General features: G+C 62.2%; 18 protein-coding genes. 12 read left to right on the top strand and 6 right to left on the bottom strand.

The annotated features are described in order from the left end of the window. Positions 1–189 precede the first annotated feature (189 nt). The gene (locus tag RAH42_RS06285) at positions 190–645 is read left to right on the top strand and encodes an Rrf2 family transcriptional regulator (RefSeq protein WP_078016098.1); all 456 of its coding nucleotides are present in this window, start codon (positions 190–192) and stop codon (positions 643–645) included. A gap of 62 nt (positions 646–707) precedes the next feature. Here RAH42_RS06285 and RAH42_RS06280 read toward each other — a convergent pair whose 3' ends face one another. After that, on the bottom strand, positions 708–1,067 hold the full coding sequence (locus RAH42_RS06280; protein ID WP_296427490.1) for a VOC family protein: 360 nt from the start codon (positions 1,065–1,067) through the stop codon (positions 708–710). Positions 1,068–1,353: 286 nt separating this feature from the next. Here RAH42_RS06280 and RAH42_RS06275 point away from each other — a divergent pair, with 286 nt between their 5' ends. The 6 genes from RAH42_RS06275 (at position 1,354) to RAH42_RS06250 (ending at position 8,336) form a co-directional block, all read left to right on the top strand. Beyond that, on the top strand, positions 1,354–1,692 hold the full coding sequence (locus RAH42_RS06275) for an HU family DNA-binding protein (RefSeq protein ID WP_009163544.1): 339 nt from the start codon (positions 1,354–1,356) through the stop codon (positions 1,690–1,692). 173 nt (positions 1,693–1,865) lie between these two features. Next, entirely contained in the window at positions 1,866–3,917 is a 2,052-nt protein-coding gene (locus RAH42_RS06270) for an acetate--CoA ligase family protein (RefSeq protein ID WP_317540207.1), read from the top strand. Between the two features lie 130 nt (positions 3,918–4,047). Further along, entirely contained in the window at positions 4,048–4,647 is a 600-nt protein-coding gene (gene plsY / locus RAH42_RS06265; protein WP_317540206.1) for a glycerol-3-phosphate 1-O-acyltransferase PlsY, read from the top strand. An 80-nt stretch (positions 4,648–4,727) separates the two neighbouring features. Then, on the top strand, positions 4,728–5,225 hold the full coding sequence (locus RAH42_RS06260; RefSeq protein ID WP_078016101.1) for a CtsR family transcriptional regulator: 498 nt from the start codon (positions 4,728–4,730) through the stop codon (positions 5,223–5,225). Between the two features lie 73 nt (positions 5,226–5,298). Beyond that, entirely contained in the window at positions 5,299–7,590 is a 2,292-nt protein-coding gene (locus RAH42_RS06255; protein ID WP_317540205.1) for an ATP-dependent Clp protease ATP-binding subunit, read from the top strand. Between the two features lie 74 nt (positions 7,591–7,664). Further along, positions 7,665–8,336, top strand: coding sequence for a Crp/Fnr family transcriptional regulator (locus RAH42_RS06250; protein ID WP_317540204.1), 672 nt, complete (start codon positions 7,665–7,667; stop codon positions 8,334–8,336). Positions 8,337–8,420: 84 nt separating this feature from the next. Here RAH42_RS06250 and trxA read toward each other — a convergent pair whose 3' ends face one another. Then, a complete protein-coding gene (gene trxA, locus RAH42_RS06245) occupies positions 8,421–8,729 on the bottom strand; it encodes a thioredoxin (protein ID WP_317540203.1) in 309 nt (102 codons plus the stop codon). Between the two features lie 245 nt (positions 8,730–8,974). On the opposite strand from trxA, the gene proB reads away from it, so the two are divergent. The 4 genes from proB (at position 8,975) to RAH42_RS06225 (ending at position 14,097) form a co-directional block, all read left to right on the top strand. Next, complete coding sequence (gene proB, locus RAH42_RS06240) at positions 8,975–10,099, top strand: glutamate 5-kinase (RefSeq protein WP_317540202.1); 1,125 nt, start codon at positions 8,975–8,977, stop codon at positions 10,097–10,099. 24 nt (positions 10,100–10,123) lie between these two features. Beyond that, on the top strand, positions 10,124–11,377 hold the full coding sequence (locus RAH42_RS06235; RefSeq protein ID WP_317540201.1) for a glutamate-5-semialdehyde dehydrogenase: 1,254 nt from the start codon (positions 10,124–10,126) through the stop codon (positions 11,375–11,377). A 27-nt stretch (positions 11,378–11,404) separates the two neighbouring features. After that, positions 11,405–12,766, top strand: coding sequence for an MATE family efflux transporter (locus tag RAH42_RS06230; RefSeq protein WP_317540200.1), 1,362 nt, complete (start codon positions 11,405–11,407; stop codon positions 12,764–12,766). Positions 12,767–12,945: 179 nt separating this feature from the next. Continuing rightward, positions 12,946–14,097: a hypothetical protein gene (locus RAH42_RS06225; protein WP_317540199.1), complete on the top strand. Its 1,152-nt coding sequence runs from the start codon at positions 12,946–12,948 to the stop codon at positions 14,095–14,097. A 61-nt stretch (positions 14,098–14,158) separates the two neighbouring features. Here RAH42_RS06225 and RAH42_RS06220 read toward each other — a convergent pair whose 3' ends face one another. From RAH42_RS06220 to xth, 4 genes are read right to left on the bottom strand one after another with little or no spacing between them, the layout of a single operon-like run. Next, the gene (locus tag RAH42_RS06220; protein ID WP_078016108.1) at positions 14,159–14,626 is read right to left on the bottom strand and encodes a hypothetical protein; all 468 of its coding nucleotides are present in this window, start codon (positions 14,624–14,626) and stop codon (positions 14,159–14,161) included. A gap of 2 nt (positions 14,627–14,628) precedes the next feature. Continuing rightward, positions 14,629–15,030, bottom strand: a complete 402-nt coding sequence (locus RAH42_RS06215) for a hypothetical protein (RefSeq protein ID WP_317540198.1) — start codon at positions 15,028–15,030, stop codon at positions 14,629–14,631. Positions 15,031–15,066: 36 nt separating this feature from the next. Continuing rightward, positions 15,067–16,599, bottom strand: a complete 1,533-nt coding sequence (locus RAH42_RS06210; RefSeq protein WP_317540197.1) for a YbaK/EbsC family protein — start codon at positions 16,597–16,599, stop codon at positions 15,067–15,069. A gap of 16 nt (positions 16,600–16,615) precedes the next feature. Further along, positions 16,616–17,386, bottom strand: coding sequence for an exodeoxyribonuclease III (xth, locus tag RAH42_RS06205; protein ID WP_078016111.1), 771 nt, complete (start codon positions 17,384–17,386; stop codon positions 16,616–16,618). 175 nt (positions 17,387–17,561) lie between these two features. On the opposite strand from xth, the gene RAH42_RS06200 reads away from it, so the two are divergent. Beyond that, positions 17,562–18,182 (top strand): hypothetical protein, encoded by a 621-nt coding sequence (locus tag RAH42_RS06200; protein WP_317540196.1) that lies wholly within the window; start codon positions 17,562–17,564, stop codon positions 18,180–18,182. Positions 18,183–18,364: the final 182 nt, after the last annotated feature.

The following is an 18,364-nucleotide window of genomic DNA, read 5'->3' as shown; positions in this document are numbered from 1 at the left end:
TCGAAACTTGGGATGGCGGCCTATTTGAGAGGACAACTGAATTCCTGTCTATACTGTCAGACGTTTTTGTGATATAGTTTAGCGACACTGTACGTATAAATAAAAGATGTTCAATTTGTCCGAGAGGCACGTTACGGATTTTTATCCGATGGAATTTGTCGAACCCGACAGAGACGGAGGTTCTTTTCAATGAAAGTTTCAACAAGGGCTCATTACGGACTGCGCGCGGTCATCGCTATCTCCGAAATGGCCCGGAGCGGGCTGCCGGTCAGCGTCAGCGACGTGGCCAAGGCCGAGAATCTTTCCGACACGTATCTGGAGCAGCTGGTATCCAAGCTGCGCCGCGCCGGGATCCTGCGCAGTTACAGGGGCGCCCGCGGCGGCTATGAATTGGTTCGCGACCCTGATACGATCACGGTTGCCGAAGTGCTGAGGGCTGCTGGCGAACAGATCGTTTTTCCCGAATGCACCACGCCTGAGGGATGTGAGTTGGCGCATCAGCGCGGTCATGTCTGCGCTTCTTCCCATTTCTGGCAGAATCTTAATTTCATGGTGAACAAGATAGCTGAGGAAACGACAGTCGGCAGTTTAATCCGGAACTACGAAGAAGAGATGGGAAAAACGCGGGCCGAAAACCGGCAATGACGCGGCGGAGCGAATGACGGAATCCCTGTCTGGCGGACAGGGATTCTTTGTTGGATAAGCAGCTACAGGCTCCCTTCACAAAGTTCGATGATCTCGCCGTCGGGGCCGTTGAGAAAGCAATTGCGGGCATGGTCCCCCATAGGACTGACGGGGCCGGCGGCAAAGCCGCAGCTGCCGAGGCGCCGGAGGGCGTCTTCCATGGACGGCACGGAAATCGCCACGTGGTTGCGCCCCGGAACGCGGTCGTCGCCGGGCTTGCAGATCAGCTCGACGGCGAAGTCCGCAAACCTGACGAAGACCAGATGGGATCCCGAAGGCATTTGGAACTCCTTGTCCTTCATGCCGCCGAGGGCATCGACATAGAAGTGAAGCGACCGATGAAGATCCTGCACGCGGATCCCGACGTGAGCCATTGAATACATGAGCAACCGTCCTCCTTCATGAAAAAGCAAAAAAAATGAAGTTTTTTCGATGTTCTTTATCATAGCAGAAATTTTCTCGTTTTGCAGTATCAGGAAGAGCCGTATATGCTTTTAGAAATGGCTTTTACTGCAAAAATTTGTATTATGCCCCTTTCGCAAGCCATGGGGGAGCCCGTTTCAGAACGCGAAATCAGCAGAAATCCGCTGTTGGGGGGCTTGTCAGGCGCGAATGCTGTGATATACTCACATCGTTGAGTACCAAATCCTGTGTGGAGGTGTCTGAAAAATGACAAAGGCTGAATTGGTTGAGTTCGTAAGGGAAAAGACGAATCTTCGGAAGGTCGACGCTGCCAACGCGGTGGCCGCCATGCTCGAAGGCGTGAAGGACACGCTGCAGAAGCAGGGCAAGGTCCAGATCGTGGGCTTCGGCACTTTCGAAGTACGTCAGCGCAGCGCTCGTACGGGCCGCAATCCTCAGGATCCTTCCAAGACTGTCCACATCCCCGCCAAGAAAGTACCTGTGTTCAAGGCCGGCAAGCTTCTGCGCGAGGCCGTCGACGCCACCGTCGCCAAGAAAGCTGCCAAGAAGCCCGCTCCCAAGGCTGCCAAGAAGGGCAAGAAGTAATCTCTCCCTCAACCAAGGTTTCATCAGTCCAAGCGAAAAAGAGCGTTCCGGTTTTGCCGGGGCGCTCTTTTTAATTCGTCGGGCGCGGATGGCGCCGCGGCGGCGCAAACTTCACAGGATTTGGGCGATGGGATATAATCTTCACGTCATGAAGAACGCAAGGAGGAATCGCTATGTGGGACCGCGGACTGTTGATCGTCGGCGACGGAGACGGCACGGGGACCGATCTGCGCCCGCTGGCGCTGATGAGCGACCTGGGGCGCGGGGATTTCTTCGCGGTGTGCCGCGAGAGCGCCGCGGCGGCCGAATGGCCCGACGAAAAAATCGACGTGGTCATGATCTCGCCGGGCTGCACGAACTGCGCGCCGCTGTTGAAACAATGCCTCGAGCGGCGGATCGGTTTTGTGATCATCGGCTGCCCGCGCCTTGAGCGCGAAGAAGAGCGGCAGCTGCTGCGGGAATATCGAGCCGCCGGCGGCCGGGCGCTGGGGCCGGGCAGCCAAGGATTTTTCGACTGGGAACGGCGGCTGGCGCTGTGCTGGTCGGCGGCCGTGCGAATGCCCGACAGTCAACCGCAGGAACGGCATGTGACGCTGATCGCTCAGGGCGGCACGGTGCCGTTTTCGCTCTATGCCATGGCGGTGGAGGCGGGCGTCCGTTTTCGCCGCGTCGTTTCTCTCGGCAACTGCGCCGACAGCGACGGCGAATTGTTACGCTGCATGGAAACGGCCATCGGCGATCCGATGACGACGCTGTTGATCCTCAGCTTCGAATCGTTGACGCGGGGACGCGACTTTCTCGCCATGGCCTCGCGTGCGGCGGAGCGCCGGCTGCCGGTGGTGCTGCTGCGAAGCGGCGTGAACGAGGCGTTTCGCGACCGTCTGGCGCGGCGTCATGACGACGCGGCCTGGACCGACTCGATCATGTGGGAGTCGGTGGCCGGTCAGTTCGGCGTGGTGCTGCTGCGCGACGCGCAGCAGATCGTCGATCTCGGCAAGCTGTCCTCGCTGGGGGTGCCGCCGCAGGGCAACCGTGTGGCGGTGCTGGCGCTGTCCGAAGGACTGGCGATGATGCAGGGCGATCAGTGCCGCGAAGCCGGGCTGGACGTGGTCGAGTTTTCGCCCGCGCTGAAAGAAAAGATCCAGGTCCTGCTGCCTCGGTGGGCTAACGCCGCCAACCCGGCGGACCTGTCCGAACAGGCGCTTAACCGCGAAGGGACGCTGGGACGGATCCTCGATACGCTGCAGGACAGCGGCGAATGCGACATGATCCTCGTCATTACCGGTTCGCTGACGGCCGCTCAGGGCGAGCGTCTCGCCCGCGCCATGGGCACGATGCACCGCCGCGGCGGCAGGACGCTGGCCTGCTGCTGCCTGAGCCGCTGGCGCCCGCTGGACGAGATGGTGCGGCGCATGAATATGGAAGGCGTACCTCTGTTCAGCAGCCCGCGCCGCGTCGCCGAGGCTCTGTCCAGTTTGTGGCGCATCGGCCGCGATATCCGCCCGATGAGCGAACTCTGCAAGCCGGCGCGGCATCCGTTCCTCGAACGCTGCCCGCTGCGCCTGAGCGAGCGCGACGCCGTGGCGCTGGTCGAAGCCTACGGGCTGAAGACGGTCAGGCACCGTCTCTGCGTTTCGGTGGCGGAAGTGCTGGAGACGGCGCGCAGCATCGGTTTCCCGCTGGTGTTGAAGGTGGTTTCGCCGTCCTTTGCCAGCAAGCAGCAGGCCCGCGCCGTAGCGTTGAATCTGCGTACCGAGGAAGAGCTGCGCAACGCCTACGGCCGCATCCTCGAACGCACCAGCCGCGTCCATGCCGGAGCGGAGATCCAGGGCGTGGTGGCTCAGAAGATGATCACCGACGGCATCGAGTGCATGATCGGCATCAAGCGCGACCCGCTCTTCGGACCGGTCGTGGCCGTAGCGCTGGGCGGCGCCTATTACGGTCTGATGAAAGACATTTCGCTGCGCGTGGCGCCGGTTTCGCTGGAAACGGCCATGGATATGATCGCAAGCCTCAAGGGGTATCCGCTCATCTCCGGCGAATGGTTCGGCACGCCCATGGACGTGGAAGCGCTGGCGCAGCAGATCGTCACGCTGTCGCAGATAGGCTGTGCGGAGCCGGACATCGAGCTGCTGGACATCAATCCGATCTTTGTCCGTCCGAAAGGACTCGGCGCGGAGATCGCCGACGCGTTTGCGCTGCGGCGACAAAAAGCGCGGGACTGAGCCGGCGGAAATTTACGAAGTGCGGTCTGCTGCGGGAACGTATTTTATAAAGAACCCCACGGTTTTCCGCGCGTCCGCTTCCGCCGGGGGCGAAACGCCGATAAAAAAACATCAAGAGGAGAAAAACAGCATGGAACTGGCGCTTTGGGCGGCAATCGGTTATCTTTTCGGCTCGTTCCCCACAGGGTATCTCGCGGTCAAGATCATAAGAGGCGAGGACATCCGCACGTTCGGCTCGGGAAATACCGGCGGCACCAACGTGGGCCGTGTGATGGGGAAAAAATGGGCCGTGCTCGTGACGCTCGCGGACATGCTCAAGGGCGGCGCCGTCGTGATGCTGTGCCGCGCTTTCGGCGGCAGCGACGCGGCGGTGGCGGCGGCGGCTTTCGCCGCCGTGTGCGGGCATAACTATCCCGTCTGGCTCGGATTTTACGGCGGCAAGGGCGTGGCCACGACGCTGGGCACGCTGTTTTTCGTGCAGATGTGGCCGTCGTGCGCGGCGGTGCTGCTGGGCGGCGCTCTCTGGTTCCTGATCATGAAAGCCACGCGTTACGTTTCCGTGGCTTCGTTGGCGGCGCTGCTGTTCATCGCCGGATCTTTTTACTTTTTCGGGCTTCACCGCGCTTTCGTGATCCTCGCGCTGGTGCTGGCGGCGCTGTCGCTGTGGCGTCACCGCACCAACCTGAGGCGTCTGGCCGGCGGCACGGAAAATAAAGTTGGTCAGAAATAAATCTGACCAGTTCTTGACTATATTTGACCAATAAGCTACAATCGTTCCAGTTCTGATGGATGGAACGGAGGAAGCCTGACATGAGCAGTTTGACTGAGGTCATCGAAAGCTATATCAACGAACTTTTCGAACAGGAAGAGCAGGACCGCGCCGCCGACGCCGAACGTGTTTCGCTGCGCCGCAAAGACGTGGCGGAGCGCTTCGGCTGCGTTCCCAGCCAGATCAATTACGTGCTGCGGAGCCGCTTCACGCCCGAACGCGGCTATATCGTAGAAAGCCAGCGCGGCGGACATGGTTATATCCGCATCATGAAGATCAGCTACGACATGCCCGAAGAGCGCGCCCGGCACATCGTCAAGATCGTCGGCGATTCCATTTCCGAGGCGGACGCGAAACGCCTCTTGTGTTCTCTCCAGGCTCGCGGCATGATCAACGCCCGCGAGCGCCTGCTGATCGAAATTTCGTTGCGCCATATCAGCGAACTGTGCGACAACATGTTCGACGTGTCGCCTTACAAGAAAAGTTTACTGGCGGCCGAGATGCTCAAGAAAATGCTCTGCGGCCTCGATTTGGCCTAAGTTTTGAAAATCGTTCGGAGAAATCAAGGAGGGGAGTGCCTTGTGGCAATTTTTTACGGAACGAAGCAAACGCGTGATCCAGATCGCGCATCGTGAGGCACTGCGCCTTGGACACGCATTTATCGGCACGGAACATCTGATGATCGGCCTGATCGCCGAAGAGTCGTCGGTGGCGGCGCTGGCCCTGAAAGATGCGGGACTGGCCGCCGAGGACGTGGCGCGCGAGATCCTCGCGCTGAGGCCGCCGGCGGCGCCGTACGCGCAGCCCGTCGACCTGCCGCTGTCGGATCGGGCCCGCGGGGTGCTGAACGCGGCGATCCATCTGGCCCGCGAACTTCATTCGAGTTACGTCGGCACCGAACATCTGTTGCTCGGCGTGTTGTCCGCGCCGGAGTGCACAGCCTGTCATGCGCTGGCGGAACTGGGGCTTGACACGGAAAATCTGCGCGTCGGCCTGAAAAAACAGCTGGTCGCGCAGTCCAGCCGCCAGGAAGCGGCCGATGAAGAAAAGAATGCCGCCAGCCGTCCGGCGGCGGACGCCAAGACGCCGACGCTGGACAAGTACTGCGTCGACCTGACGGCCAAGGCCGCCAAAGGCGAACTGGATCCGCTGATCGGCCGCGAGCAGGAGACGCACCGCATGATGCAGATCCTCTGCCGCCGCCGCAAGAACAATCCCGTGCTGGTCGGCGATCCCGGCGTGGGCAAGACGGCGATCGTGGAAGGACTGGCCTACAGAATCCAAAAAGGCGCCGTACCCTCGCTGCTCAAGGGCAAGCGCGTCGTGGAACTGACCATGGGGACGATCGTGGCCGGCACCAAATACCGCGGCGAGTTCGAGGACCGCATGAAGAAGATCGTCGACGAGCTGACCGCCGCCAAAAACGTGATCCTTTTCATCGACGAGCTGCACACCGTCGTCGGCGCGGGGAGCGCCGAAGGCTCGCTGGACGCGGCCAACATCCTCAAGCCCAGCCTGGCCCGCGGCGAGTTTCAGGTCATCGGCGCGACGACGCGCGACGAGTACACGAAGAACATCGAAAAAGACGCGGCGCTGGAACGGCGTTTCCAGCCCGTGGCGGTCGGCGAGCCCGATCAGGATGCGGCGCTGGCGATCCTGCAGGGATTGAAGGAAAGCTACGAGAAACATCACAGCGTACACTACACCGAAGGCGCGCTGGAAGCCGCCGTGCGCCTGTCCAGCCGCTATCTGTCCGACCGCAGCCTGCCCGACAAGGCTATCGATCTGATCGACGAAGCGGGCGCGAAAGTGCGCCTTGACCTCGACGGACAGCAGATCCCCGAAGGGCTGACCGTCGACGAGGAGGAGATCGCCGGCGTGCTCTCCGAGTGGAGCGGCATCCCCGTCAAGACCCTGACCGAACACGAAGCCCAGCGTCTGTTGCGCCTCGAATCGGAGATCCACCAGCGCCTGGTCGGTCAGGACGAAGCGGTGAGCGCGCTCTGCCGCGCCGTGCGCCGTTCGCGCAGCGGCCTGAAAGACCCGCGCCGTCCCGTGGGCAGCTTTTTGTTCCTCGGCCCCAGCGGCGTCGGCAAGACCGAACTGGCCCGCTGCCTGGCGCGCGCGCTGTTCGGCAGCGAAAAAGCGCTGCTGGCCTTCGACATGAGCGAGTACATGGAGCGCCACGAGGCCGCCAAGCTGATCGGCGCGCCGCCCGGCTACGTGGGCTACGACGAGGAAGGCCGCCTCACCGAGGCCGTGCGCCGTCATCCCTGGTCGGTCGTGCTGTTCGACGAGATCGAAAAGGCCAATCCCGACGTGTTCAACCTGCTGCTGCAGATCCTCGAAGAGGGACGGCTCACCGACGCCCACGGACGCACGGTCGACTTCAAGAACACCGTCATCATCATGACCAGCAACCTCGGCGTGCGCGAAACGGCGAAAGCGGGGTTCGGCTTTTCCGCCTCCGCGGAAGCGGAAAAGAAGAAACAATCGGAAGCGCTGCTCGGCGCCGTGAGGGAATTCTTCCGTCCCGAGTTCCTCAACCGGCTCGACGCGCAGCTCGTCTTCCATCCGCTCAGCGCCGAAGAGATGGCGCGCGTGTTCGACATCATGATGTTCGATCTGCGCTCGCGTCTCGGCGAGCACGGCATCATCCTCTCCATGGCGAAGGACGCGCGGGAGTTCCTGCTCCGGGCTGCGGCGGCTCAGAATCAGGGGGCTCGGCCGCTGCGCCGCCTGATCCAGACGAAGATCGAAGATCCGCTCTCCGATCTGATCCTGTCCGGTGAGGTACCCGACGGCTCCACGGTGGACTGTGTCCTCGCCGGCGAAACGCTCGCGTTCAGCGCGCGCCCGCCGCGCCGTCGCGCCAAACGGGAACTGGCTGCAGTTTCCGAGTAAACGAAAGCCGCCGAAAAACTTCGGCGGCTTTCTTGTAAAAATTCAAAGCCGTCCGGCAGCAACGGCGAAGGAAGGTGAATCCCATCGAGTTGAAAGACTGTTTCCCGTTCTGGGAACGGCTGACGGCGGACGAGCGAACGGAGCTGGAAGCGGCGGCGCTCGTCCGCGTCGTCGAAGCCGGCGTGCCGCTCCATACCGGTTCAGCGGACTGCGACGGCCTGATCGCCGTCATGGACGGGCAGATCCGCGCCTTTATCCTCTCTCCGGAGGGACGCGAGCTGACGCTGCACCGCCTTGTTCCCGGCGACATCTGCCTGTTTTCGGCCACCTGCGCCGTGCCGGGACTTCGTTTCGACGTCAGCGTCGAGGCGGAAAAGAGCTCGCGGCTGTGGGTGATCCCGCCGGCGGCGTGCAAGCGTCTGGTGGCGCGTTCGCTGGTCTTCGCGAATTTCATCGGCGAGGTCGCGGCTTCCCATCTGTCCGATATCCTCTGGCTGGTCGAACAGGTGCTGTGGAAAAGTTTCGACGCCCGTCTGGCGGAATTTTTGTTGAAGGAGAGCGAGCTGGAGGGGACGGGGAAGCTGAAGATCACTCACGAGAAGATCGCCGCGCACCTGGGCACGGCCCGCGAAGTGGTGACGAGGATGCTGCGTTACTTCCAGGACGAAGGCATGACGCGGCTTTCCCGCGGCTGTATCGAGCTGCTTGCGCCGGACAAAATGGCGCGGCTGACGGCAAAAAAATGAATCGGGACACTGCGGGGCGAAAGCGCCCGACGGACTGATCCGTCGGGCGCTTTCGCCCGTCTTCAGGCCATGTTTTCGCGCCGGCTATTTGAGCAGGGCGAGCACGTTTTCCTTCGACTGCACGCCGACGGTGCGGGCGGAGGGAGCGCCGTTTTTGAACAAAATCAGCGTGGGGATGCTCATGATACGGAGCGAAGCCGCCAGTTCAGACTGCTCGTCTACGTTGACCTTGCCGACTTTGAAGCCCGAAGCTTCAGCGGCGATCTCGTCGAGGACGGGCGAAAAGGCGCGGCAGGGCGCGCACCACGGCGCCCAGAAATCGACCAGCACCGGTTCGCTGCTTTGAAGGACTTCACTCTGAAAATTTTCACTGGTAAGGACAATCGGCGTCATTTCTTTGTTTCCTCCTGTAAATCGCTGAAGTTGCCCGGCTGCAAGCCGGGCTTTTTTATCGCTGAAACAAGTATAAAGGGAAGGCCCCGTTTTGTCAGTGACAAAGTTACGAAGCGGCGTGATTTTGGCGCGCTGAAATCGCGCCGCTTTCGGAGGACGTCGGGCGCCGGTTTTTCGTGGTACAATAAGCCACACACTTCAGGATCGAAACGCAATACAAGCGTTTCAACAGAGGAGGCGTTTCGATGGACCGCAGCGAGCTGAAAAAATGTCGCCGCGTGGTGGTCAAGGTCGGCACGAGCACCATCACGCACAGTAACGGGAAAATCAATATCCAGCGCATGGACAGGCTTTGCCGCGCTTTGGCCGACCTTCACAACCGCGGTACCGACGTGCTGCTCGTTTCGTCAGGAGCGGTCGGAGCCGGCATGGGGCGCCTCGGTTACGCGGAAAAGCCATCCAGCCTGCCGGTCAGGCAAGCGTTGGCGGCGGTGGGGCAGGGGCTGTTGATGCAGATGTACGAAAAACTTTTCTCCGAGTACGGCTGCACGACCGCGCAGATTCTGCTGACTCGCGTCGGGTTCAACGACCGCTCGCGCTATCTCAATCTGTGCAACACCATGCACGCTCTCGCCGAAATGAACGTGATTCCCGTGATCAACGAGAACGATACGATCGCCGTGGACGAACTCAAATTCGGCGACAACGACACGCTGTCGGCCCTGGTCGCCTGCGCCGCCGGCGCCGATCTGTTGATCATCCTTTCCGACATCGACGGGCTTTACGATGCCGATCCTCGCGTTCACAAAGATGCCAGGCTGATCCACGAGGTGCGCACCGTTTCGCAGAGCATCCGCGACAACTCGGGCAGCAAGGGCAGCAGCATGTCCTCCGGCGGCATGTACACCAAGATCACGGCCGCCGACGTGGTGCTGCCGGCGGGCATCCCGCTGGTGATCGCTTCCGGTGCGGCGGAGAACGTGCTGCACCGCATCCTCGACGGCGAAGTGCTGGGCACTCTGTTCATCCCGCCGATGGAGCACCGTCACGCGCGCAAGCAGTGGATCGCGGCCAACCGTCCCTTCGAGTCGGTGACGATCGACGCGGGAGCCGTCAAAGCGCTGACGGAACAGGGCGGCAGCCTGCTGGCCAAGGGCATCACGGCCGTCAACGGCGAATTCGAGGCCGGCCGTCTGTTGGCGGTGTTGGCTCCAGACGGGGAGGAGATCGCCCGCGGCCTGACGAATTTCAATTCGCGGGATCTGAAAAAGATCAAGGGGCACCGCAGCGATGAATTTGAAGCGCTGCTGGGTGCGAAGGATTTCGACGAGGTCATCCACCGCGACAACCTTGCGGTGCTTCGGGCCTGACGGTCGAGAAATGGAGAATGAATCATGGACGCATCGTTGATTTTGCATGAAATGGGAAAGAATGCCCGCGTTTCCGCGGCCGTGCTGGCACAGACCAGTTCGGCGAAGAAAAACGAAGCGCTGCGGGCCATGGCGACGGCACTGCGCGCCCATAAGGACGAAATCCTGGAGGCCAACGGGCGCGACATGCGCGGTGGAGAAGAAAACGGCCTCGGCCAGGCGATGCTGGAGCGGCTGAAACTCACGGAGCAGCGCGTAGAAGACATGGCGGTCGGCATCGAGGAAGTGGCGGCGTTGCCCGATCCGATCGGTCAGACGGTGCGCGGTTATGTCAATTCCGACGGGCTGAAGATTGCGCAAGTGCGCGTGCCGCTCGGCGTGATCGGCGTCATTTACGAGTCGCGTCCCAACGTGACCGCCGATACGGCAGCGCTCTGCCTCAAGTCGGGCAACGCGGTGATTTTGCGCGGCGGGAGCGAAGCCATGGATTCCAGCCGTGTGATCGTCAGCGCGTTGATCGAGGCCGTTTCCTCCGCGGGGCTGCCCGAAAGCTGCATCCAGCTGCTCGACGTGCCCGGCCACGAGGCGACGACGGCGCTGATGCAGCTGGACGATCTGGACGTGCTGATCCCGCGCGGCGGCCGCGGTCTGAAAAAAGCCGTGCGCGAGCACTGTTCCGTGCCCTGCATCATGACGGGCGACGGCGTGTGCCACACGTATATCGCCGCTTCCGCCGATCCGCAGATGTGCGTGCCGATCGTCATCAACGCCAAGACGCAGCGGCCTTCGGCGTGCAACGCCATGGAGACGCTGCTGATCCACAAAGACGCGGCGCCGACGGTTCTGCCGGCCGTGGCTAACGCGCTGGTGGCTCACGGCGTGGAACTGCGCGGCGACGCCGCAGCCCGTGAGATCTTTGCGGATATGGAGCCGGCCGCCGACGAGGACTGGTCGACGGAGTACCTCGATCTGATCCTCTCGGTCAAGATCGTGAATTCGCTCGACGAAGCGCTGGCGCATATCGCTCGCTGGGGCACGGGGCATTCCGAGAGCATCCTTACGACCGATTACGCCGAGGCGGAAAAGTTTCTCGATCGCGTCGATGCGGCGGCGGTCTACGTGAACGCTTCAACGCGCTTTACCGACGGCGGCGTCTTCGGCCTGGGCGCGGAAATCGGCATCAGCACGCAGAAGCTGCACGCCCGCGGCCCCATGGGCATCGAGCAGCTGACCAGCACGAAGTACAAGATCCGCGGCAGCGGCCAGGTCCGGCGCTGAGCGATGAGTCCCTGCGGGGGCGGCCGGATGGAAGGCGCGGAGCCAAAGAATCGGATGCTCTCGGGCGGCGTTTTCCGGCCTGTTTTTCTCTTTGCGCTGCCCATCATGGTGGGGAATTTTTTTCTCCAGTTGTACATCACGGTCGACGCGGTCATCGTCGGCCGTTTTCTCGGCGGCCATTCGCTGGCGGCGGTCAGCGTGGCCACGCCGATTCTGTTTATCGTCGTGTTCTTCCTGGCCGGCGGGTGCACCGGCGTTTCCGTGCTGATCGCTCAGATTTACGGCTCCGGCGATACGGAAAAACTCAAAAGAGCCATGTCCACGGCGCTGATCTTCGGCGCGCTGTTCACGCTCGGGCTGACGGCGCTGTGTCTGTACGGCGCGCGCGGCGTTCTGATGTGGACGAAAGCGCCGGCGGAACTGCACGACGAGACGATGGCCTATCTGAACATCGTCTTCGCCGGGCTGATCTTCTCGTTTTTGTACAATTACTACGCCTCGGTGCTGCGCGGCATCGGCAACTCGAAGATCCCGTTCGTCTTTCAGGCGGCGGCGTCGGCGCTGCACATCGCCATGAATCTGCTCTTCGTCGGCGCGCTGGGGCTGGGCGTGCGCGGTTCGGCGCTGGCCACCGTGCTGTCGCAGATGTTTTCCTCGGCCGCCTGCATTTATTATGTTTATCGTTACGAACCGTTGCTGGCGCTTCGTCGCGGCGACTGTGCCGTTGACCGCGCGGCGTTGGGGCAGACGATCAGCTACAGCTGGGCGGCGGCGCTGCAGTCCATTATCGTCTACGTGGGGCGTTTCCTCACGCAGGGCTGCGTCAATCCGATGGGAGCCGACGTGGTGGCTGGCTACAACGCGGCGACGCGCATCGAGGCGATCGTGGTCATGCCCTACGAGGGCATTTCCACGGCCGAGTCGACGTTCATCGCTCAGAACGTGGGGGCGGGGCACGCGGAACGCGTGCGGGCCGGATTCCGAGCGGGGCTTGCGATGAATCTGGCGTACGTGACCGTGGCCTGTACGCTCCTGTTTCTGAACGCCGCGGCGATCATGGGGATTTTCGTGCCCGGCGGCTCCAACCCGGTGATTGTCCAGGCAGGCAGCCTTTATCTGAGGCCTCAGGCGGTTTACCTCGCCCTCAGCGCCGTCGACGTGGTGATGCAGAGTTTCTTTCGCGGGCTGGGCGAATTTCGCATCGTGATGATCGTCTCGCTGCTGCAGATCGTCGTACGCGTGATTCTCTCGTTCTGGCTGGTGCCGTCGCTGGGTATCTCGGCCATTGCCCATGCCACGGCGGCCGGCTGGCTGCTGATTTTCTTCGTGCTCAGCGCCCTCTCGTACCGCCGGTTGCGGCAGATCGACGGGCGGCTCCAGCGTGCCTGAAAAGCGCGTCCCCTCGCTCGGTGCGGAGCAAAGGGAACTTTGGCGTCGGCCCGTCTCGTTTTTTTCGGTGGACTTTAGGATATTGTGCAAATCGTCATTGACATCAGCGCAGATTTCCTGTATGAAAAGGGCGCGATACACAAGATCACCCGTGGGAATCCAAGGAGGGTACGGAAGGGATGAAAGCTTTCAAGGGCGCGCTGTGGATGACCGTGCTGCTGTGGATGGCCGGCGCGGTCATGGCGGAGCGGATTTGCGCCGCGCTGCCGGAGGCGGTGATGTCGGAATGGGAAAATCTGACGGGGACTCTTGACGAGGCTACGACCCTGCGCGAGAAGCAAAAACGTTTGCCGGAAAGTTCCTGGCTGGGCGCCGACCAGCAGAAGACGGGCGCCAAGATTGCCAAGCTGCTGCGCCGGGCTCAGGGGATTCTGCTGTCCTCGGAGACGCTCAAGTTGGTGGACCGTTCCGAGGAGATCAAAGAGCGTCTGCCCCGGCTGTATCGGAGGATCGAGGAATACAAGAACAAGCGTATCGGGGCGCCGCAGAAGTCCTACAATCCGTTTGTGAAGACGGTGAAGGACTGCGATGAAACGATCGCCGAGGCCGAGAAGGACGTCAAACGTCTGCGCGACGAGCTGGCGCAGATCCGCGACGCAATCGCGGCGGAGCTGCGCGGCTGGGGACTGAAGCTGACCGACGCGCAGGCCGACGTGCTGTTCTCGTCGGTAGTCGGCGACAGCCTGCTGCGCAACGCCGTGATCTTCGAGAACGTCAAGGGCGTCACGGCGCAGCTGACGCAGCTTATGGCGCAGAACAAGGACGACACGTCCATCGCCCGCAAATATTATGGCATGTACGTGACGCTGATCGACGTGCTGCTGGACACGCAGTACGGGTTCGTGAACAAGATCGACGGCGAATGGCGGCCGCAGGTGAAGAAGATTTCCGAAGGCGCCGCCGCCAGCCTGAAGGAAGCCCGTGCGGCGCTGGACCGCAACGATTTCTCGGCGGATCAGAAGGCGATCTTCCGCAGCAACGCCGCCTCCAACGAGATGACGGTGAAAGCGGCCGAACAATATTTGAAACTGCTGGACAACCAGAAGACAAGCGTGCAGAACTGCATCCGCAGCATCAAACGCGACCGCGAAGTGGCGGCCAACACCTACGCGACGGTGCAGCACATCAGCGACATGAACGCGGTGATCCAGTCGGGCATGCAGCTGTTCGACATGCTGGCGGCGATGCAGCTGCCGGAGATCCAAGCTTTCGACAGTTCGGGCGTGCGCCGCGAGTTCGACGAGATCACGCGCCGCCTGCAGCAAAAATAGCTTCGCAGAGAAAACGGGACCGGACTCCCCTGATGGGAAGCCGGCCCCGTTTTCTGCGCGGTCATTGTTTTTCGGCGATCTTTTTCCAACGCTGGTTCAGCTCGTTGCCGATCGCGAGATAATCGGTCTCTTTCTGCTGAAGCTCTTCGAGGTCCTTTTTGTAGCGCTCTTTCCAATAACGGGAACGTTTGTCCGCTTGGGCGGCGTTCATGGAACCGCAGAGGTCGATGAAGAAGGTCATGGCGGTCTGCAAACTGCGCAGGTAGGGGCGCATGGTCATGAAGAACTCGTGCAGCGGATCTCCGGCCTCGAGTTTGAGCTCGCGCACTTCGTCAAGCATGGACTGCGCCTCGGTCCTCAGCGCGCCGGCTTTCGCCGCCGCCATGGCGGGATCGACGCGCTTCAACCCCAGCGCTTTCAGAAACGAGAACTTGAAGATGCTGTTCTGCGCCTCGATGTAGCCGCGCACCACAGCGTTTACCCGCTGTCCGAAGAGGGCGGCGTTTTCTTTTGTCAACGCGAAGGGCACGGCTACTTCCCGCTTTCCGCCAGGGAGACGATGAAGTCCGTCAGCTGCGCTTCCAGCGTCTCGTAAGCGGTACGGGCGCCCGGGGACAGCTGCGTGGAATGCGGCGGCATGGCGAGCAGCTCTTTTTTCAGGTTCTCGACGTTGGCGCCGATTTTTTCCGTCAGGACGGCAACGGCCTGCTCATGGCCGCTGGCGGCGGCCTGCTCGCGTCCCTTTTCAACGAGCGCCTGGCCGAGGGAGACGGATCTCATCACCGAAGCGGCCAACGGTTTGTCCAGCCGCGAGACGCTCTTGAGCAGGTCGCGGCCGGGATTGGAGACGAGATAGGGAGAGAGGGCGAACACGCCGCAGAGCAGCAGGACTATCGAAATGAGGAATCGCTTTTTTCTGAGATCGAGTTTCATGTTCAGCACGCTCCTTTTTATGTCGTTCCCATTGTATCACGTCCGGAACGGACGGCGCTCCGCGGCCGAAAAAGTTTCCTGCTGCGCGGCAAACTGTGCGGGCGAGAACGTTTCGGTGCGGCCGTTCCGTGTCACGTCGAGCAGCCAGCCGTCGCCGCCCTTTTTGAGGCAGACGGTCTGCGGCGCGCGGATCGCCGCGGCTTCGGCCCGGCGATTTTCGAACGTGCCGCCGCGGTCGTCGCCGACGATGCGGAGCCCGGCGCCTTCGAGCGCGCCGATCAGCGGCGCGAGCGCGTCCGGCGCTTCGTCGCCCTCCCAGTAAACGTAGACGTCGAACGGGGCGATCTCGCCGGGCCAGCGTTCGGAGTTTTCGCTTGCGGCCGAGAGCAGCGCCGTCAGGTCGATCTCGGCGCTCCAGGCGGGGACGTGGGCTTTGGCGGAACCGTTGAAAAAGGTCAGCGACGGTTCGGCGAACCCGGCGGGATCGACGGGGCGGAAGGCGGCGATGCGGCGCAGTTCGCTCTTTTCCAGCGCCGTACCGCAGTGGGGGCAGTGATCGCCTTTCTGAAGCAGCGTCACGTCGGCGACGAAGTCGGTCTTGAAATCGCGGCCCCAGCAGGCGCCCGTTTTATGAAAGCCGGGCTTGTTGGCGCCGACGACGGCGTTTTTGACGCCGACGGCGCTGAAGTCGGCGAGCAGTGCCACCGAGGCGGGCAGCCCTACCGGGCCCATATAGCCGGCCGAATCGCCCATGACGGCGGCCAGTTCGTCCGGCTCGGCGGGGCGGACGGACGCGCCCTGGAACGCGGCGCGGACTTTTTCCAGACAGACCTGGCGGTCGGCGCGCAGGATCACGGCGGCCAGGCCGCGCCCCTCGACGGCGTAGAACATGCACTTGACGATCCGCGACGGCGCGATCTTGAGATATTCGCACAATTTTTCGACGGTGGAGCAGCCCGGCGTGGCCACTTCGCGCAGCTCTTCCGGCGCGGCATCCGACGTCTCTCCGCCGAAGCGGCAGGGGCTGTCGAAGGCGGCCATCCAGCCGCAGTCGGGACAGATCAGTCCTTCTTCGCCGCGAAGCGGCGCCTCGGAGCGGCAGAGCAAATCGACGCGGTGCCCTTCGGGCGTCAGACGGTCGACGCGGCGCAGGCGCAGGCCCAGCGTGCAGACGGCGCCGCCGACAGCGCGCAGCGCGTCGTTGGCCATTTCGAGCGAGGCTTCGAAGTCGCCGTGAAGTCCCAGCAGTCGGAGCTCGTCCCCACGGCGCTCGGCGAGGAGAACCGGCAGGTCGGCGGCGCGTTTGATCAGACGCACGGCGGCGTCGAGGGCGCCGCGAGCGGAGGTCCCGCAGTCGAGACGTTGCGGGCGGAAGGCTTCGAGGCTGCGAAGCAGAAAGTCCTCGGTGCGCTGGAAGAGGACTTTCCCCTCCGGCAGCAGGATCAGCGTTTCGTCGTTGGGGTTCCACAGGCCGTAGCCGCCCTGCGCGATTTTGGCCAAGCCGAGGTCGTGCAGTTTCGAGGAACGCCCGCGCGAAACGGGCATCAGCAGTTCGCTCATCCATTTCATGGCGTTTCCCCTGTCGTCAGTCGGCGAAATCGGCCAGCATGGGCGTGTGGTCCGAAGGCTTTTCCCAGCCGCGCGGTTCCGCGTCGATCCAGCAGGCCCGGCTTTGTTTCGCCAGAGACGGCGTGGCGAGCATGTGGTCGATGCGCCAGCCGATGTTGCGTTCCAGCGCGTTTTTGACGCGGTAATCGAAGAACGAGTACAGCTCCTCGCCGGGGTGGTGGACGCGCAGCAGGTCGATGACCAGCGGCGCGCAGAGCTGCGCGAAAAGGTCGCGCAGCTCCTTGACGAAACAGACGTGATCCTTCTTGTTGGCGGGATTGGTCACGTCCAGCTCGGTCGGGGCCACGTTGAGGTCGCCGGTCCAGAGCAGCTTTTCGTCCTTGTGCGCGGCGATCAGCGCGGCGGTGCGGCGCAGAAATTCCTTTTTGGCTTCGTAGTCGGGGTGGGTGATCTCCTTGCCCTGCGGCACGTAGGTATCGAGGATCCACGTGTCCCCGAAGCGCGCGGCGATCAGGCGCGTGTCCCAGAGCGGCGACGCGCCGTCGGCGAAGCCGTGGACCACCTCGTCGGGCTCTTGCTTCGAGAGGATGGCGACGCCGTTGTAGGATTTTTCGCCGCGGAAGGCGGCGCGGTAGCCGAGCTTTTCCACCTCGGCAAGGGGAAATTCGCCGTCCTGCACTTTTGTCTCCTGCAGGGCCAGCACGTCCACATCCGCGCCGGGCAGCCAGCGCTCGAGGATCGGCAGGCGGGTGCGCAGCGAATTCACGTTAAAGGTAGCGACTCTCATGATTCAACCTCCGCAAAAATTGTTCGTTAGAAAAACGCGCGGCAGACAAGACTGCCGAAAAACGGCTCAAGTCTTTTTTTCGCGCGGATTCGATTATAATCGTTGAAGTACCGTTGAACTCCGCGAAAAGGAGGCGTGTTCGCCCATCATTATACCCGAAAGGGCGGTGAAAAAAGTGATTCGTCCCGATTTTTTCGAGCGGCGCGACCTCACGCCGCTGCAGCGCAGCTTCCTTGAATTTCTCAAGGCGTTCCTTTTCATGGTGGAAAGCGCGGCCGGTTCCTTCGAGGAGAATCAGCCTTCCAATTCGCTGCAGACGGCCCATCAGGCCGAAGTGCTCGACGAACTGGCGCTGGACTGCCTCGACCGCTGCGAAGCGCGCGGCTCCCGTTCCGTCAGGGAAACGCTGGAGATGGTCTCTCTGACGCGGCGCTGCGCGGCGGCGCTGAAAAAACTCTGCACGGCCGGCGCGGCGCCGCTGACCGGCCTGAACGAAAGCCGCGCCTTTCTCGGCTCGCTGTGCCGCTGCGTGGCCGACCGGATCGACTGGTCTCACCGGCGACAGCTGCTCGGCTCCCAGCACCGAGGCGCCGAAGAAGAGGATCTGGAATTGTCGCTGTCGGAGCTGCCCGCCACCCTGGCGGGCGAACGGCGTGTCGAACGCGTGGAGGCGCTGCTCGATTTCCGCGACGCGCTGCTGGCGGCGCGGGAACTTTTCGAAGCGGTCGGCGACATCCGCCGCACGGCGGACGAACTGTTCCCGCTCAGCGAGGAAAAATACTGGCGTAAAAGCTGAGCCCGCGTCGAAGAAAGTGCCGAAAAAGCGGCGAAGGCTGATCAGCCGGGTTTGATCAGCTCTCTCGCCGCTTTTATGTCGGTTGTCATTAAGAAATCCAAATATTCAATGGACTTATAGCGCCGTTGTTGTCATGGTTGTGCGGCGGCCTTGGCGGTCAAGAGGGCGATGCCATAAGGAGA

The sequence above is a fragment of the Pyramidobacter sp. YE332 genome, assembly GCF_033060595.1.
GTDB lineage: Bacteria > Synergistota > Synergistia > Synergistales > Dethiosulfovibrionaceae > Pyramidobacter.
The sequence above is the reverse complement of the archived record's forward strand: the minus strand, read 5'-3'. Positions and strand labels throughout refer to the sequence as shown.

Excerpts from the sequence above, each read along its gene's own strand:
- RAH42_RS06285 (WP_078016098.1), top strand. The coding sequence starts at position 190 with ATGAAAGTTTCAACAAGGGCTCATTACGGACTGCGCGCGGTCATCGCT.
- RAH42_RS06280 (WP_296427490.1), bottom strand. The coding sequence starts at position 1,067 with ATGTATTCAATGGCTCACGTCGGGATCCGCGTGCAGGATCTTCATCGG.
- RAH42_RS06275 (WP_009163544.1), top strand. The coding sequence starts at position 1,354 with ATGACAAAGGCTGAATTGGTTGAGTTCGTAAGGGAAAAGACGAATCTT.
- RAH42_RS06270 (WP_317540207.1), top strand. The coding sequence starts at position 1,866 with ATGTGGGACCGCGGACTGTTGATCGTCGGCGACGGAGACGGCACGGGG.
- plsY (WP_317540206.1), top strand. The coding sequence starts at position 4,048 with ATGGAACTGGCGCTTTGGGCGGCAATCGGTTATCTTTTCGGCTCGTTC.
- RAH42_RS06260 (WP_078016101.1), top strand. The coding sequence starts at position 4,728 with ATGAGCAGTTTGACTGAGGTCATCGAAAGCTATATCAACGAACTTTTC.
- trxA (WP_317540203.1), bottom strand. The coding sequence starts at position 8,729 with ATGACGCCGATTGTCCTTACCAGTGAAAATTTTCAGAGTGAAGTCCTT.
- proB (WP_317540202.1), top strand. The coding sequence starts at position 8,975 with ATGGACCGCAGCGAGCTGAAAAAATGTCGCCGCGTGGTGGTCAAGGTC.
- RAH42_RS06235 (WP_317540201.1), top strand. The coding sequence starts at position 10,124 with ATGGACGCATCGTTGATTTTGCATGAAATGGGAAAGAATGCCCGCGTT.
- RAH42_RS06230 (WP_317540200.1), top strand. The coding sequence starts at position 11,405 with ATGGAAGGCGCGGAGCCAAAGAATCGGATGCTCTCGGGCGGCGTTTTC.
- RAH42_RS06225 (WP_317540199.1), top strand. The coding sequence starts at position 12,946 with ATGAAAGCTTTCAAGGGCGCGCTGTGGATGACCGTGCTGCTGTGGATG.
- RAH42_RS06215 (WP_317540198.1), bottom strand. The coding sequence starts at position 15,030 with ATGAAACTCGATCTCAGAAAAAAGCGATTCCTCATTTCGATAGTCCTG.
- RAH42_RS06210 (WP_317540197.1), bottom strand. The coding sequence starts at position 16,599 with ATGAAATGGATGAGCGAACTGCTGATGCCCGTTTCGCGCGGGCGTTCC.
- xth (WP_078016111.1), bottom strand. The coding sequence starts at position 17,386 with ATGAGAGTCGCTACCTTTAACGTGAATTCGCTGCGCACCCGCCTGCCG.